Here is an 18,234-nt window from a genome sequence, read left to right as displayed (position 1 = left end):
ATTTGTTAAACCGTTTGATTTGGAGAAGGCTCCTCTTTTACGGGTTGAAATCATACATGTTACAGATGATGAGCACGTGATGGTATTAGATATGCATCATATCATTTCAGATGGTGTATCAATGGGGATTTTCATGCAGGAATTAGCTGAATTATATAATGGTCAAAAATTATCTCCATTAAGCATTCAATATAAAGATTATTCTGCGTGGCAAAGAGGCTTGTTTACTCAAGAAGAAATCACAAAGCAAGAAAAGTATTGGATGAATGTGTTCAATGAAGAAGTACCAGTACTAAATATGCCAACGGACTATAAAAGGCCAAAAAGAAGAAGTTTTGCTGGAGATAGAATCAATTTAAAAATCAATAGTGAAACTTATAATCAGTTAAACAAGTTGGCTACAGAAAATGAAGTTACTATGTATATGCTGATGTTAGCAGGATACACGACTTTGCTTTCTAAATATTCAGGGCAAGAGGATATAGTAGTAGGATCACCAATTGCAGGAAGAAAACATGTAGATTTAAATAACGTAATGGGAATGTTTGTGAATACCCTTGCGATGAGAAATTATCCAAAGGGCAATAGATCTTTTAGAGAGTACTTAAAAGAAGTAAAAGAAAATACATTGAAAGCATATGAAAATCAGGATTATCAATTTGAAGAATTGGTAGAAAAGGTAAATGTGAGAAGAGACATTTCACGAAATCCACTATTTGATACGATGCTTGTATTTCAACACACTGATAATATGCTATTAAATTTGGATGGACTAAAGGTTAGCATGTTAGAAGATCAGAGGAAAATAGTTAAGTTTGATATTACTATACATGTAAGTGAGTTAGAGGACGGATTAGGATTAGAAATTGAATACTGTACGGCTCTCTATAAAAAGGAAACAATAGAGAGGTTTTTAGAGCATTTTATAAATATCTTAAGAGAAGTAGTAGAAAATCCAGAACAGAAATTAAGTGAAATAGATATATTAACAGAGAAAGAAAAAAGTAAGTTATTAAACGAATTTAATAATACAAAAGGAAAATATGATAAAGAAAAAACACTTCCAGAGCTTTTTGAAGAACAGGTAGAGAAGACACCTAATAATGTGGCACTTGTTTTTGAAAATCAAAGTATAACATATAAAGAGCTAAACGAAAGGGCAAATAGCCTTGCGCATATACTTCGCGAAAAAGGAGTTGGTCCTGACGTAGTAACGGGAATAATGGTGGAACGCTCTATTGAAATGATAGTAGGTATAATGGGGATTTTAAAAGCTGGAGGAGCTTATTTACCGATTGATCCAACTTATCCTAGGACAAGAAAAGAATATATGTTACGTAATAGCCATATAGAGATACTATGCGTAACGAATGAGGTTCATAGCGATATATCTTTTCATGGACAAATTATACAATTAGATAAATTAAAATATAAAGAAAATAGAACGAATATCAGTAAAATAAATAGTCCCCGAAATTTAGCTTATGTAATATATACATCGGGTTCTACAGGGAATCCTAAAGGTGTAATGATAGAACAAAATAGTGTAAATAACTTAGTCAATGGGTTAAATGATGTAATTTATAAAAGATTCAATACTAATGTTAATGTCGCGTTGCTAGCACCATTTATATTTGATGCATCGGTGAAACAAATATTTGCAACATTACTTTTAGGACATACCTTATTTGTTGTGCCAAAGGAAGTAAGTTGGAATGCAATGAGTTTAATTGAGTATTATGCAGCAAATAAAATACATGTATCCGATGCTACTCCGGCACATTTAACAATGCTTAGCTATGTAAATAAAATAGAACAAGAATTAGAAATTAAAGAATTTATTGTAGGAGGAGAGGCATTAACGCCTTATTTAATCAAAGGTTTATTTGAAAAATTTGCTGATTTTAAACCTAATATCACAAATGTTTATGGGCCTACAGAGTGTTGTGTAGATTCCACAAGTTATAGAATTGAGTTTGATCAAATAAGCGGTGATAAGGTAATTCCGATTGGAAAACCAATTTTAAACACTAATATATATATATTAGACAAGGGAAATAATCTTCAGCCAATTGGAGTAGCTGGAGAACTGTGTGTATCAGGTGAGGGGATAGCAAGAGGATATTTGAATAATCTAGAATTAACAGCTGAAAGGTTTATTGAAAATCCATTTAATAACGGTAAATCTATGTATCGAACTGGAGATCTTGCAAGGTGGTTACCTGATGGGAATATAGAATTTTTAGGACGGATAGATCATCAGGTGAAAATACGTGGTTATCGAATTGAACTTGGAGAAATAGAAAGTCAACTGTCAACTCATCAAGATATCGAAGAAACGATTGTTATAGCTAGAAAAGATAAGGAAAGTAATCAATATTTATGTGCGTATATTGTTTCACAAAAAGAATTACATGCAAGGGAAATTCGAGAATATTTAGAACAGAAACTTCCGGATTATATGATTCCTGGATATTTTGTGAAATTAGATAAACTTCCGTTGACAACGAACGGGAAAGTAGACAGAAAAGCACTTCCTGAACCAGATGGAAGTATTAATACTGGGGTAGAGTATGAGGAACCGAGAAATGAAGTGGAAGAAAAGCTCGTTGAAATTTGGAGAAGTATTATTGGGATAGAGGATATAGGGATTAATCATAATTTCTTTGTATCTGGAGGAGATTCCATTAAGGCAATCCAAATTATATCTAGATTATCTAAAATTGGTCTTAAACTAGAAATGAAAGATTTATTTGCAAATCCAAAAATTAAAAATCTTGGAAAATATATAAAACGAGAAAAGAAAGAACAAAAGGTTCATGAAATAGTAAAGGGGGAAGTAGAATTAACCCCGATACAAAGCTGGTATTTTGAGAAAAACCAAGAAGAGATACATCATTTTAATCAATCGTTCATGCTATTTAGAGAAAATGGATTTGATGAAAAACAGATAGAAGAAGTATTTAATAAAATTATGGAACATCATGATGCTTTACGCATGATATATAAAGAAAAAGAGGGAGAAATAATTCAATATAATAGGAGTTATGACAAGAACCTATTTGATTTATATATTCATGATGTTAAGGGCGTTGAGAATAAGGAAGAGAAGGTATATGAAATTGCTACAAATATTCAAAAAGAGATGGATATTAAAGAAGGTAAACTTGTAAAGCTTTGTATATTTAAATCGGATGAAGGAGATCATCTTCTGATTGCGATTCATCACCTTGTAGTGGATGGAGTATCATGGAGAATCCTACTCGAAGATTTGGAGACTTTATATTCACAACTAGAAAAGGGTGAAAAGCTAGAAATAGGATTCAAAACAGATTCCTATAAAGAATTTGCATCAAAGTTAAAAGCTTATAGCGTGAGTAGGGAATTAATGAAAGAAAGGGAATATTGGACAAGTATATCAAAAGAGAATGTACAGTTTATCCCTAAAAAGAAAGAAATCACAAAAAACAACTTTGAAAATAGTAGTACAGTAAGTATTACATTAGATAAAGAACTCACTACATCTTTACTTAGAAATACAAATAGGGCATATAACACAGAAATAAATGATATTTTATTAACAGCTTTAGCAGTTGGAACCAGAGAATTGACGGGGAAATACAAGCTAAAAGTAAATATGGAAGGGCATGGAAGAGAGGACGTAATAGAGAATTTCGAAATCAATAGGACTGTTGGATGGTTCACGACGATGTATCCAGTGCTTTTAGATATAGGGAATGAAAATGAACTTTCGACCAACATAAAGACAGTTAAAGAAATTTTGAGGAAAATACCAAATAAAGGAATAGGTTATGGGGTATTAAAACATTTAGCAAAAGATAAGGGATTTATGAATGAAGAAAAGGCACCAATTTCATTTAACTATTTAGGTGAATTGGATCAAGATATTAACAGGAGAGAATTCTCTGCATCGAAATGGTCTATAGGTGAAACAGTGGGTAAGAAAATTAATAGGAATACATCTATAGAAATGAATTCAATGGTTTTAAATGGTGAATTGGTTATTCATACAACATTTAATAAATTAGAATACAGTGAAAAAATGATAAAGGACTTAAATCAGAAATATAAAGAAAGTCTTGAAATGATAATTAATCACTGTGCGAATAAAGTAGAACCAGATCAAACACCTTTTGATTATGGAGATATAAATATAACATTAGAAGAACTTGAAGAAATAAAAGAAAAATACAATGGTTTTATTATTGAGAAAATATATCCGTTAGCAAATATGCAAAAAGGGATGTTATTCCACGCATTAGAAGATAAAAATTCAAGTATGTATTTCGAACAAATTGTAATGGATATAAAAGGGACTGTAGATGTAGATATTTTAGAAAAATCATTTAATACAATAATGAGGAGACACGAAATATTAAGAGCAGCATTTGAGTATGAATTAGTGGAGGAACCAAGACACGTCATACTTCAAGATAGAAAAGTAGGTTTCAAATATTATGATATTCAAGACGAAAGCATTGAGCAGAAAACAAAGTTTATAGAGAATTATTTACAAAATGATAAACAAAAAGGCTTTAATTTAAGTGTAGACACATTAATGAGAATTAGCTTAATTCAAATGAATCAGGATTCATATAAATTGGTATGGAGTCATCATCACATATTGTTAGATGGATGGTGTCTTGGGATTATATTAGGTGAGTTATTTGATGTTTATGGAAGAAAGATGAAAGATGAAGATAGCCATTTAGCGGAGCCAACACCATATAGTGATTATATAAGATGGTTGGAAGAACAGGATAAAGAAGAAGGATTAGCACATTGGAAGAGCTATTTGGATGGATATGAAGAACAAGCACAGGTTCCTAAAATCTTGAATAAAGTTAATGAGTATAAAAGAAAAGAAAAAATGATAGAATTTTCAAAAGAAATGACTCGTAACATTATTCAACTCGCAAATAGAAATCAAGTTACTTTTAATACCGTACTGCAGACAATTTGGGGCATTCTTTTAGCGAGGTACAATAATATAGAAGATGTTGTATTTGGAACAGTCGTATCAGGAAGAGAGGCAAAAGTAGAAGGAATTGAAGCGATGGTAGGATTATTCATTAATACAATTCCGACTCGAGTTAAACTGGAAAAAGATAGTAGTTTTAAAGAGGTTTTAAGAAATGTCCAGGATGAATCAATAGAAAATAATAAATATAACTATATAAATTTAGCTGAAATTCAATCTTTACATGATCTAAAAAGAAATCTAATTGATCATGTAATGGTATTTCAAAATTATTCACTGGATGATAGTAGTTTTAATCATGCAGAAAGTAATACAGGTTTTATGTGTCAAAATATAAGGGGAGAAGAGCAAACCAATTATGGATTCAACATTGTAGCAATTCCTGGAGAACAGTTAGTATTAAAATTAACTTATAACGAAAAGATTTATCCACAGAAAATAATAGACAATATAGAAATGCATCTTAAAAAAGTAACCGAACAAGTTGTTATAAATGAGGATAAGAAATTAAATGAGATAGACATAATCCCAGAGAAAGAGCGAAATGCATTATTGTATGGATTTAATGATACAAAGACGAATTATCCGAAGGATAAGACTATACATCAGTTGTTTGAGGAACAGGTAGAGAAAACGCCTAATCATATTGCCGTTGAATTTGAAGGCACTAAAATGACGTATCAAGAATTAAATGAAAAGTCTAATCAAGTTGCTAGATGGTTACGAGATAAAGGGATTACTGCAAATACAATTGTGGGAATTATGGTTGAGAGATCCCCTGAGATGATAATTGGAATAATGGGTATCTTAAAATCAGGTTCAGCTTATTTGCCGATAGATCCTAAATCTCCGCAGGATAGAATCAAATTTATGATACAAGATAGTGATATTCAAATTCTATTAACGCAGGAGAAGTTCATTAATGATTCCTCATTGGATGTAGAGATGGTTAGTTTAGATAAGAGTGAGAATTTTCAATTGAGTAAAGAGAATTTAGCTCCTATCAATGATTCTGGGAACATAGCTTATATCATATATACATCGGGCTCTACTGGAATACCAAAAGGTGTGGTTACATCACACTCTAATGCAGTAAGAGTTGTTCGTGACACAAACTATATTAAGATTGATGCAGATGATATTATTTTACAGCTTTCAAATTATTCTTTTGATGGATCCGTATTTGACATCTACGGTGCATTGTTAAATGGTGCAAAATTAGTGATGGTATCAATAGATACAGTATTGAATTTAAGTAAGCTAACAAAATTAATAAAAGAAGAAAAAATTAGTGTTATGTTTATAACTACAGCCTTATTTAATACGGTGGTTGATTTAGAAATAGAGTGTTTATCTAATATAAGAAAAATCCTTTTTGGTGGTGAAAGAATTTCAGTATCACATACAAAACGAGCATTGGAGTATCTTGGGAAAGATAAGCTGATTCATGTATACGGTCCGACAGAAAGTACTGTTTTTGCTACGTATTATTGTATAAATGAAATCAAGGAAGAATTCGACACAATACCAATTGGGAAGCCATTAGCAAATACTTCAGCATTTATAGTAGATGGAAATCAGAGACTACTTCCAATCGGCGTAGCTGGAGAACTTTGTTTAAGTGGAGCAGGATTGGCTCAAGGATATTTAAACCGACCAGATTTGACAGCAGAAAAGTTTGTCTCAAATCCATTTATACCAGAAGAAAAAATGTATCGAACAGGGGATCTTGTTAGGATGTTGCCTGATGGAAATATTGAGTTCTTAGGTAGAATAGATCATCAAGTGAAAGTTCGTGGTTTCAGGATTGAACTTGGTGAGATAGAGAGTCAGCTACTTAAATATAAAAAAGTAAAAGAAGCTATTGTTATCGTAAGAGATGATATTCATGGTGAAAAATATATATGCGCTTACTTTACTTCTGAAACATGGAAAGATGAATTAATAATTCAAGAAATTAGAAAGTATCTAACTAAAAAGCTTCCAGAGTATATGATTCCTGCTTTTTTTGTTCAACTTGATAAGCTACCGCTAACTACAAATGGGAAAGTAGACCGAAAGTCATTACCAAAGCCTGATGGGAATGTAACAACTGAGGTAGAGTACGTAGCACCAAGTAATTTTGTAGAAGAGACTATTATTTCAATTTGGGAAGAAATCCTAGGCATCAAATCTATTGGAATTTCTCATAACTTCTTTGAAATAGGAGGAAATTCACTGAAGTTAATGAGTGCTGTTGCTGCTATTAATAAAGTTTTAAATACAGATATAAGCATTCACAATTTCTTTGAGAATCCAAGTGTAATGGGTTTAGCAAATTATATCCTATCAACTGAACATGATCGTCAAAATAGTTCTTATGATTATGTTGAGGAAGAGGTATAACGGTTTAAAATGAAATTCATTTCTTTTGGAGGTAAAAGATATTAGTACTAGGTGTAAAAAGGCACATTTTCTATAATGTTGATTGTTTTGAGATTTAAGATTCAATTATAAGAAAAGGGGATTTATCCTAGGAAAACTGTACAATCTATACTTCTTCTCAGCAGAGAAAAGGGAATAGATTGTGCAGTTAAACTAGGCCCAATGGTTTAAATTTCAAAGATGTATATGAAATTTGATAGTTGTTTTAGTTATTTACTAACAGTGTGAGAAATTGAATGGGCACCGCGAAGGGAATGATTCTAGTTATGGATATTAAAGGGTTTATAAATGATTTGAAAAAATCAAACATTTTCTTATATCAGAATCAAGGGAAGATAAAAATTATTGGACCTCGTGAACTAATAACAGCTGAATTAAAGGGAAAAATAAAGTTATATAAAGAAAAAATTATTATAGCTTTAAAAAATGAAGATATAGAAAAAAAGAATGAAATTCCAAAAGCGAAACAATCAGAAAATGATTGTTATACCTTATCAATGGCACAAAAAAGGATGCTTATTTTAAATAATTTGGAATCTAAAGGTACGACATATAATATTCCTTTAGTTATCAAAATCGTGGGCGATTTCCAAATGCAAGTTTTTGAGAATGCTTTTAAGGTACTAATTGATAGACATGAAGCATTAAGAACATCCTTTGTAATGATTGATGGAGAACCAGTTCAAAAGATAGAAAAAGAAATAGATTTTAAAATTGAATATAGTGAATTAGGAGAAGATAGCGTATCAGAACGAGTGGCACGATTTATAAGACCTTTTGATTTAGAGATAGCGCCGCTTCTAAGGGTAGAGATTTTACGTGTTAATCAGAATGAGCATATCATGATGCTTGATATGCATCATATTATTTCAGATGGAGTATCAATGGCCATTTTGATGAAGGAGTTAGCTGATTTAGTTAGAGAAAAAGAATTAGCACCATTAAAAGTTCAATATAAAGACTATTCGGAATGGCAAAAAGAATACTATAAAGGAGATAACATAAAGCAGCAGGAGGAATATTGGCTCAAGGTATTTGAGGGTGACATTCCAGTTCTGAATATGCCAACTGATTTTCCAAGACCACAAATACAAAGTAGTGAGGGAGATAGGCTTGGTTTTGAAATAGATTCTGAACTAACAAATAAACTTAAATTTCTTGCAAGGGAAAATGGAGTTACTATGTATATGCTTCTTTTAGCAGTATATAAAACGCTTCTTTCTAAATATACAAGGCAAGAGGACATAATAGTTGGTTCACCAATTGCGGGAAGAACACATGATGATTTAAAAAATACAATTGGCATGTTTGTCAATACCCTTGCAATGAGAAGTCATCCAAAAGCAGATACTAAATTCATTGATTATTTAAAACAAGTAAAAGAAAACACATTAAATGCTTATGAGAATCAAGAATATCAATTTGATACATTAGTAGAGAAACTAAATTTAAGAAAAGAAACAAGTAGAAGCGCATTGTTTGATACGATGTTTGATATACAAACTCAAAATAATTTTGAGTTTAATATAAATGGAGTAACCACTGAGGTTTGCGATATTGATTTTAATGTGGCGAAATTTGATTTAAGTCTTACGGCGATAGAATATACAGATCATTTGAAATTTGATTTGCAATATTGCACAAAATTATTTAAAAAAGAAACAATCAAAAGACTTGCAGGTCATTTAGTAAATGTAATAAAGGAAATTACCAATAATCCGGGGCTTAAATTAGGAGAAATAAATTTACTTTCAGAAGAAGAAACGGAAATCATATTACACAAATTTAATGATACTATGGCTGAATTCCCTAAAAATAAGACCTTAAACCATGTATTTGAAGAGCAGGTTCTAAAAACACCAAATCATATTGCAGTTATATTTGAAGAGGAACAATTAACATATACACAACTAAATGAAAAAGCAAATCGACTGGCGAGGTTGCTTAGAAAAAATGGTGCAAAGCCGGATACTGTAATAGGAATTATGGCGGATAAATCCCCAGAAATGATAATAGGCATATTGGCGATTTTAAAAGCTGGAGCAGCATATTTACCAATTGACCCTGAGTATCCTGAAGAAAGAATTGAATATATGCTAAAAGATAGTGAAGCAAAATTAGTTGTTACTCAGGAGCACTTACAATTCAAAGTAAGAACAGTTCCAAGTATTTTATTTAATGATGAAGAAATTAGTTCTTTAAATAAGGACAACCTAGAAAATTTAAATCATTCATCTGATTTAGCTTATTTAATATATACGTCAGGTTCTAGTGGAAAGCCTAAAGGGGTTATGACTACACATCGTAACGTTATTAACTATATTTATGCATTTTCAAAACAAATTCCTTTAAATGAAGAAGATTCTATATTACAAGTAGTTTCATTTTCATTTGATGCTTTTACGGAAGAAATATTTCCTATTTTGGCTAATTCAGGGAAATTAATCATTGGTAAAAAAATTGGTGATCTGAACATAGATGAGCTAGTTAAAAATATTGAAAAATATAATGTGACTTTAGTAAGCTGTTCACCAATGTTACTCAATGAAATTGATAAAAATAAGCATTTAATACTTAATAAAAATATGAAATTTATTAGTGGTGGAGATGTTTTAAAGTATGAATATATAAAAAATATTATTGAGATTGCCGATGTTTATAATTCATATGGTCCTACAGAAACAACTGTTTGCGCAACATATTATAAGGTCAGTTTCAATGATTGTATGGGAATGAGTGTACCTATAGGTAAACCACTAAGCAATTATAAATTGTATGTTTTGGATAATAACGCTCAATTACTGCCGATAGGAATACCTGGTGAATTATATATAGGTGGAGAAGGTGTAGCGCGAGGATACAAAAATAAAAAAGAATTAACTGAAGAAAAATTCAAGTCTAATGCTTTTAGTTTAGGAGAACGAGTGTATCGGACTGGAGATTTAGTAAGATGGCTACCTGATGGAAATATTGAATTTTTAGGTAGAATAGATAATCAGGTAAAAATTCACGGTTTTAGAATTGAACTGGAAGAAATTGAATATCACTTATTAAGACAATCGAACATAAAAGAAGCTAAAGTAATTGATAAAGAGGGGATAGATGGAAACAGATATCTTTGCGCATTTATTACAGTTAATGATTTGAATGAAGAACTGAACATAGATAAAGTGAGAGAGTTGCTTGCCAAAGAGCTTCCTGGTTACATGATTCCTTTGCATTTCATAGAGATGGAAAAATTGCCGATTACACTTAATGGAAAAGTGGATGTGAAAGCATTACCGGAACCAGATTTCAATAAATTCATAGAAGATCATTATGAAGCACCTCGAAATCTAGTAGAAGAGAAGTTGGCTTTAGTGTGGAAGGACGTTTTGGGTATAGAGAAAATTGGAATAAATCATAACTTCTTTGAAGCTGGAGGACATTCACTAAAAGCTTTTTCATTGGTATCAAAGATACACAAAGAATTAAATGTTGAAATACCATTAAAACAAATATTTAATTTTCCTACTATCAAAGGCATTGGTGAATATATAAAAGGGAAAGAAACGAGTACTTACTCAAAAATAAAGAAAGCTGAGGAAAAGCAATTTTATAATCTTTCATCGGCTCAAAAAAGGTTATATATTTTAAATCAAATAGAGGATAGTGGAATTACTTACAATCTACCAGTTGTTATACAAATGAAGGGGCGCTTTCAATTGGACACTTTTGAAAAAGCCTTTAAAGCATTAATTGATAGACATGAAGCATTAAGAACTTCTTTTGTAATGATTGATGGAGAACCAGTTCAAAAGATAGAAAAAGAAATAGATTTTAAAATTGAATATGGTGAATTAGGGAAAGAGAATGTATCAGAACGAGTGGCGCGATTCATAAGACCCTTTAATCTAGAGGTAGCTCCTCTTCTAAGGGTAGAAATCGTACAAGTTAGTCAGGATGTGCATATCATGATGCTTGATATGCATCATATTATTTCAGACGGAGTATCAATGAGCATCTTGATGAAAGAGTTAACAGATATATTTGGAGAAAAAAAATTAGCGCCATTAGAAATTCAATATAAAGACTATTCAGAATGGAAAGAAAAGTTTTGTAACGGTGATAATATAAAGAAACAGGAGGAATATTGGCTTAAAGTATTTGAGGATGAGATACCAGTTCTGAATATGCCAACTGACTTTCCAAGACCACAAATACAAAGTAGCGAGGGAGATAGATTAAGTTTTGAAATAGATTCTGAACTAACAAACAAGCTTAAAATGTTTGCAAGGGAAAATGGAGTTACTATGTATATGCTACTTTTAGCAGCATATACAACGCTACTTTCGAAATATACGGGACAAGAAGACATTATAGTTGGCTCACCAACTGCAGGAAGACAACATGATGATTTAAAAAATACTATTGGTATGTTTGTTAATACTCTTGTGATGAGAAATCGTCCTAAAACAGACAGTAGATTCATTGATTATTTGAAGAAAGTAAAAGAAAATACCTTAAATGCTTATGAAAATCAAGATTATCAATTTGATGAGTTAGTTGAAAAGCTAGCCTTAAAAAGGGATATTAGTAGAAACGCATTGTTTGATACGATGTTTTCTATTCAAAATTTAGATAATCTAGAGTTGAATATAAAAGGCTTAAAAATCGAACCGTATGACATTGATTTTAAAGCGGCAAAGTTTGATTTAAGTTTATCGGCAATTGAAAATACAGATCATATAGAATTTATTTTAGAGTATTGCACAAAATTATTTAAAAAAGAAACAATAGAAAGAATTGGAAATCATGTAGTTAATATCTTAAAAGAAATTGTTAATAATCCTGAACAAAAATTAAGTGAAATAAATTTGCTTTCACAAGAAGAAAGAGAAATGATATTAAACAAGTTTAATGATACTGCTGTTGAATATCCAGTAGGTACTATACACGAACTTTTTGAAGAGCAGGTTAAAAAAACACCAAATCATATAGCTGTAGTGTTCGAAGAAAAGCAGTTGACCTATGAGGAATTGAATAAAAAAGCAAATAAACTAGCTAGAACTTTGAGAGAAAAAGGTGTTGCACAAAATAGCATAGTTGCAATAATGGTGGATAGATCAGTAGAAATGATTGTAGGAATATTGGGGGTTCTAAAAGCTGGAGGAGCATATCTGCCGATAGATCCAGAATACCCTACAGAGAGAATAGAATTTATGCTTGAGGATAGTAATGCGGACATTATTATTACCCAAGAACATCTAACGGATAAAAATGGTTCCTACGGTGAAGTAGTAAATATAAATCATATAGATATATATGATATTGATGAAGATAATTTAAATCATATCAATTCACCAGATGATTTAGTGTATATCATATATACATCAGGAACAACTGGAAACCCTAAAGGTGTGTTAGTAGAGCATAAAAATTTGGTTAATGCCCATTACACTTGGAGAGATCACTATGAATTGTCAAAGTATGAAGTCAATTTACTACAAATGGCTAGTATGTCGTTTGATGTATTTGCAGGGGACTTATGTAGAAGTTTATTAAATGGTGGGACAATGTATATAGTACCGAGTGATATCAAGCTAGAACTGGATTTATTATATAAGACAATTAAGAAGTATAAGATTAATATTTTTGAATCTACTCCAAGTCTTATTATACCTTTTATGAATTATGTATATGAAAATAATTTTGATCTCACGACATTACGATTATTAATATTAGGTTCTGATAGCTGCCCTATACATGAGTACAAAAATTTGGTTAAAAGATATGGGGAGAATATGAGAGTAATTAATAGCTATGGAGTTACAGAAGCAACTATTGATTCTAGCTATTATGAAGAAGAGTACGATTATATACCACAAATGGTAAATACTCCTATAGGAAAGCCATTAAATAACACAAAATATTATGTTTTAAATTCTTTATTAGAACCACAACCTATAGGGGTGTATGGTGAATTGTACATTGGTGGAAAAGGCCTTGCAAAAGGATACTTAAACAAACCAGACCTTACTCATGAAAGGTTTGTTTCAAATGGCTTTATACCTGGTGAAAAAATGTATAAAACAGGAGATTTGGCAAGATGGCTTTCAGATGGAAATATTGAGTTTTTAGGAAGAATAGACAATCAAGTAAAGGTTCGAGGGTTTAGGGTAGAAATAGGAGAAATTGAAGCTAAACTATTAGGTAATCAAAATATAAATCAGGCGGTAGTAATTGATCGGAAAGATAATGCTGGTTTTACCTATTTATGTGCATACATAATAGCTAAAGAGGAGCTAACTACAAGTGAATTAAGAGACTACTTGTCAAATTATTTACCAGATTATATGATCCCTTCATTTTTTATTCAATTAGATAAAATGCCTCTTACACCGAATGGAAAAATAGATAGAAAAGCATTGCCTCTTGTACAAGAGGGGGATCTTTCTAAGGGAACAGATTATGAAGCGCCTCGAAATGAAGTGGAAGAACATCTTGTATCAGCTTGGCAGGATGTCTTGGGTATTAAAGAAATTGGAATTAACGATAGTTTTTTTGAGGTTGGTGGAGATTCTATAAAAGCGTTACAAATAGTTTCTAAACTATCGAAAGTGAATCTTAAACTCAAAATTAAAGATTTATTTGAAAACCCGAAAATTAAAAATCTTAGTAAGTATGTAAAAAATGAATCGAGAGTAAAGAAAAACTATGAAATAATTCAGGGAAATGTTCCTTTAATGCCAATACAGAAAAGACATTTTGTATTAAACGAAGCATTAAATAATAAAGAGCTAAATCACTATAATCAATCATTTATGCTGTATAGAAAAAATGGATTTGAAGAACAGATTGTAGAAAAGGTGTTTCGTAAAATTTGTGAAAAACACGATGCCTTACGAATGATTTATAAAGAGGAAAATGGTGAAATTATCCAATATAATCGTGATTTGAATGGGGATTTCTTTGATTTATATGTCCATGATATTAAGAATCAAGATAATCAACAGGAGATAGTAGGTCAACTAGCAACAAATATACAAAAAGAAATTTCGATTACTGACGGTAAAATGTTAAAACTTTGCATTTTTAGAACAAATGAGGGTGATCATTTGCTTATTACTATCCATCATCTTGTAATAGATGGAGTATCATGGCGAATATTATTCGAAGATTTCGAAATGTTATACAAACAAGCATATCTCAATGAAAAACTTGATATAGGTTTTAAAACGGATTCATTTAAGGAGTTTTCAGAAAAGTTAATGGATTATGCGGTAGGTAATAAACTTCTAAAAGAAAAAAAATATTGGGCAGACATATCTAAAATGAAAGTAGATTTTTTAGCGAAAAATGAAGAAATAGATGTGACCGATTATAAAAATAGCAAGACCTTAACCATTTCACTAAATAAGGAGAACACTCAAAAGTTATTGGGAGAAACAAACAAAACATATAATACTCAAATAAATGATATTCTTTTAGCGGCTTTGTTAGTAACAGTAAGAGATTTAACAGGAGAAAACAGGCTGAAAATTCTCATGGAAGGTCATGGAAGAGAAGAAGTCATTGAAAACATAGATGTTAGTAGGACTATTGGGTGGTTTACTACAATATACCCTGTATATTTTGATTTAGGTAAAGAAAAAGAAATTTCTATGAGTATAAAATTGGTAAAAGAGACTTTAAGAAAAATCCCTAATAACGGAATAGGATATGGGGTTTTAAAATACCTAAAAAAGGATCAAGATTTGTTAAATGATGAGCCGGCACCTATATTATTTAATTATTTGGGAGAAATGAGTAAAAAAGCGACCAATGAAGAATTTTCTGCATCGTGGCTATCACCTGGCGAAAGTATAGGTGGCGAAAATGCAAGAGATGCTTCTATAGAAATTAATTCAATAATTGTAGAGGATACATTAATAATAAACACTACCTTCAACGAAGGGGAATATTCCGAATTTTTAATCGCTGATTTTAACCAAAAGTATAAAGAGAATCTTGAAATGATAATTGATCATTGTATTAATCAAACGGAATCAGAAAAAACAGCTTCCGATTATGGTTACAATAAAATGTCACTAGAAGAGCTTGATGAGTTACTAGGTGAATATGAATTCATCGATAATTAAAGCCTGGAGGCAAAACACAATCATAGCGACTACTTAATTGTACAAATCATATTTATAATTTTTGTGCCTTTTCCGACGGAAACTATTTAGGGGGATAAATTTATGAAAGTTAATAAAGTTGAGAAAATCTATCCATTGTCAAATATGCAAAAGGGGATACTGTTTCATGCTATTGAAGATAAAAATTCAGATGCATATTTTGAACAAATTATATTAGATATAAAAGGTTATGTAGATGAAACTATTTTTGAGGAAAGTTTCAACGAGATTATGAAACGGCACGAAGTGTTAAGAGCATCATTTAATTATAAATTGGACGAGCCATTACATGTAATATTAAGGGATAGAAAAATTAAGTTTAGCTATAATGATGTAAGTGATTTAGATTTAAACACTAAAGATTTATATGTGGAAAAATATATAGTAGATGATAAGGTGAAGGGCTTTGACCTAACAAAAGAAACCCTTATGAGAATTTGTTTGATCAAAACAAATGATAACTCATATAAAGTAATTTGGAGCTTTCATCATATATTACTTGATGGTTGGTGTATTGGGATTATATTAGATGAGTTATTTACTATCTATTCACATAAAATGAAAGGTGAAGAGCATCAATTAGAAGATCCTAGACCCTATAGTGATTATATAAATTGGCTAAATAATCAGGATAATGAAGAAGGATTGAAGTATTGGAGTAAGTATCTGGAGGGGTATGAGTTAAATGCTACCCTCCCTAAATTTAATAACTCTAGTGCTGGAAAGTATCAGAGAAGAGAAAAAGTGATAGAGTTTTCAAAAGAGTTAACTGATAAGATTACACAACTGGCAAATAAAAATAACGTCACCTTAAATACAGTGATGCAGAGTATTTGGGGGCTTATTCTAGCGAAGTATAACAATAGTGAGGATGTTGTTTTTGGAACAGTTGTCTCAGGCAGAGATGCAGCTGTAGAAGGTATTGAGAATATGTTAGGTTTATTTATAAATACAATACCAACTAGAATAAAGCTACAAAGTGAAAAATCATTTAAAGAAGTTTTAAAAGCAACTCAACATGATGCAATAGAGGGCAATGATTATAATTATATTAATCTAGCCGAAGTTCAAGCTCTTAGCAACTTAAAAAGTAATCTTATTGATCATATATTAGTATTTGAAAATTATGCTATTGATGAAAAAGGATTGGAAGAAAAGGAAAGTGGATTAGGGTTCGAAGTTGTATCTGTAACCGACGAAGAGAGAAGTAATTATAGCCTAAGCCTTACTGTAGGAATAGGAGAGAATTTGAAACTAACAATTGTATATGATGAAAATGTATATGAAGAAAGACTAATCAATAATCTAGAGTGTCATATTCAAAATGTAACGAAGCAAGTTATCGAAAATGATGCTAAGAAATTGATCGATATAGATTTAATTTCAGAAGAGGAAAGAAACATCCTTCTTTATAAATTTAATGAAACAACCGTTGAATATCCTAAAGATAGGTTGATACATCAATTGTTTGAGGAACAGGTTGAGAAGACACCTGACCGTGTGGCAGTTAGCTTTAAAAGTAATAACCTAACTTATAGGGAATTAAATGAAAAATCAAATCAAATAGCTAGACTACTGCGAGAAAAAGGTGTTCAATCAAACACAATTGTAGGAATCATGGTCGACCGTTCTTTAGAAATGATTATAGGAATTATGGGGATTTTAAAATCCGGAGCGGCTTATTTACCAATTGATCCTGAGACTCCTAAAGAGAGAATTGACTACATGTTACAAGATAGTAATGTAAAAGTTTTATTGACTCAAGATAGATGTATAAGTCAACTTAATTTGAATGTGGAGTTAATTAATTTAGATCAAGAGAATTTTTTAAGGCTAAGTACAGATAATTTGAATTTGATAAATCATTCAAGTGATACAGCTTATATCATTTATACTTCAGGATCAACAGGAACACCAAAAGGAGTAGTTATTCCGCATTATAGTGCAATTAGAGTAGTTAAGAATACAAATTATATTGAAATTAATGAGAATGATACGATACTACAACTTTCGAATTATGCTTTTGATGGGTCTATATTTGATATTTATGGTGCGCTTCTAAATGGTGCAAAGTTAATAATGGTTGAGAAGGACACTGTATTAAGTCTTGTTAAACTAGCTAAGTTAATAAAGGAAGAACAAATAAGTATTATGTTTATTACCACAGCTTTATTTAATGCGCTTGTAGATTTAGAAATAGATTGTTTAGATAAAATAAGAAAAATATTATTCGGTGGTGAAAGAGTTTCAGTTTCACATGTGAACAAAGCCCTTGAGAAATTGGGCAAAGATAAAATTATTCATGTTTATGGTCCAACTGAAAGCACGGTATATGCTACTTATTATTTTGTTAATGAAGTAACTGAGGTTATCCCAATAGGAAAACCGTTAGCAAATACTTCGGTTTTTGTAGTAGATAAAAATTCTAACCTGCTTCCACTTGGTGTGCCTGGAGAACTATGTATTTCTGGAGACGGATTAAGTAAAGGGTATTTAAATAACGAGAGATTAACAGTTCAGAAATTCGTTCCAAATCCGTTCATTCTAGGAGAGAGAATGTATCGAACAGGAGACCTTGTGAGAATGTTACCTGATGGAAATATTGAGTTTTTAGGAAGAATTGACCATCAAGTTAAAATTCGTGGTTTC

3 protein-coding genes are annotated in these 18,234 nt (G+C 31.1%); all 3 read left to right on the top strand.

From position 1 onward, the window contains the following. Window positions 1-7,387, top strand: a 7,387-nt coding sequence (locus N2V80_RS30285; protein ID WP_340981207.1) for an amino acid adenylation domain-containing protein, incomplete at its 5' end; no start/stop codon positions are given. A gap of 305 nt (window positions 7,388-7,692) precedes the next feature. Continuing rightward, entirely contained in the window at window positions 7,693-15,546 is a 7,854-nt protein-coding gene (locus N2V80_RS30280; protein WP_340981206.1) for an amino acid adenylation domain-containing protein, read from the top strand. A gap of 102 nt (window positions 15,547-15,648) precedes the next feature. Next, a partial coding sequence (locus tag N2V80_RS30275; RefSeq protein ID WP_340981205.1) for a non-ribosomal peptide synthetase occupies window positions 15,649-18,234 on the top strand: 2,586 nt, incomplete at its 3' end.

It is taken from the genome of Bacillus sp. FSL W8-0640, from assembly GCF_038007725.1.
GTDB classification, from domain to species: Bacteria; Bacillota; Bacilli; order Bacillales; family Bacillaceae_G; genus Bacillus_A; species Bacillus_A cereus.
Note: the sequence above shows the minus strand (reverse complement) of the source record. Positions and strands in the feature narration are given on the sequence as shown.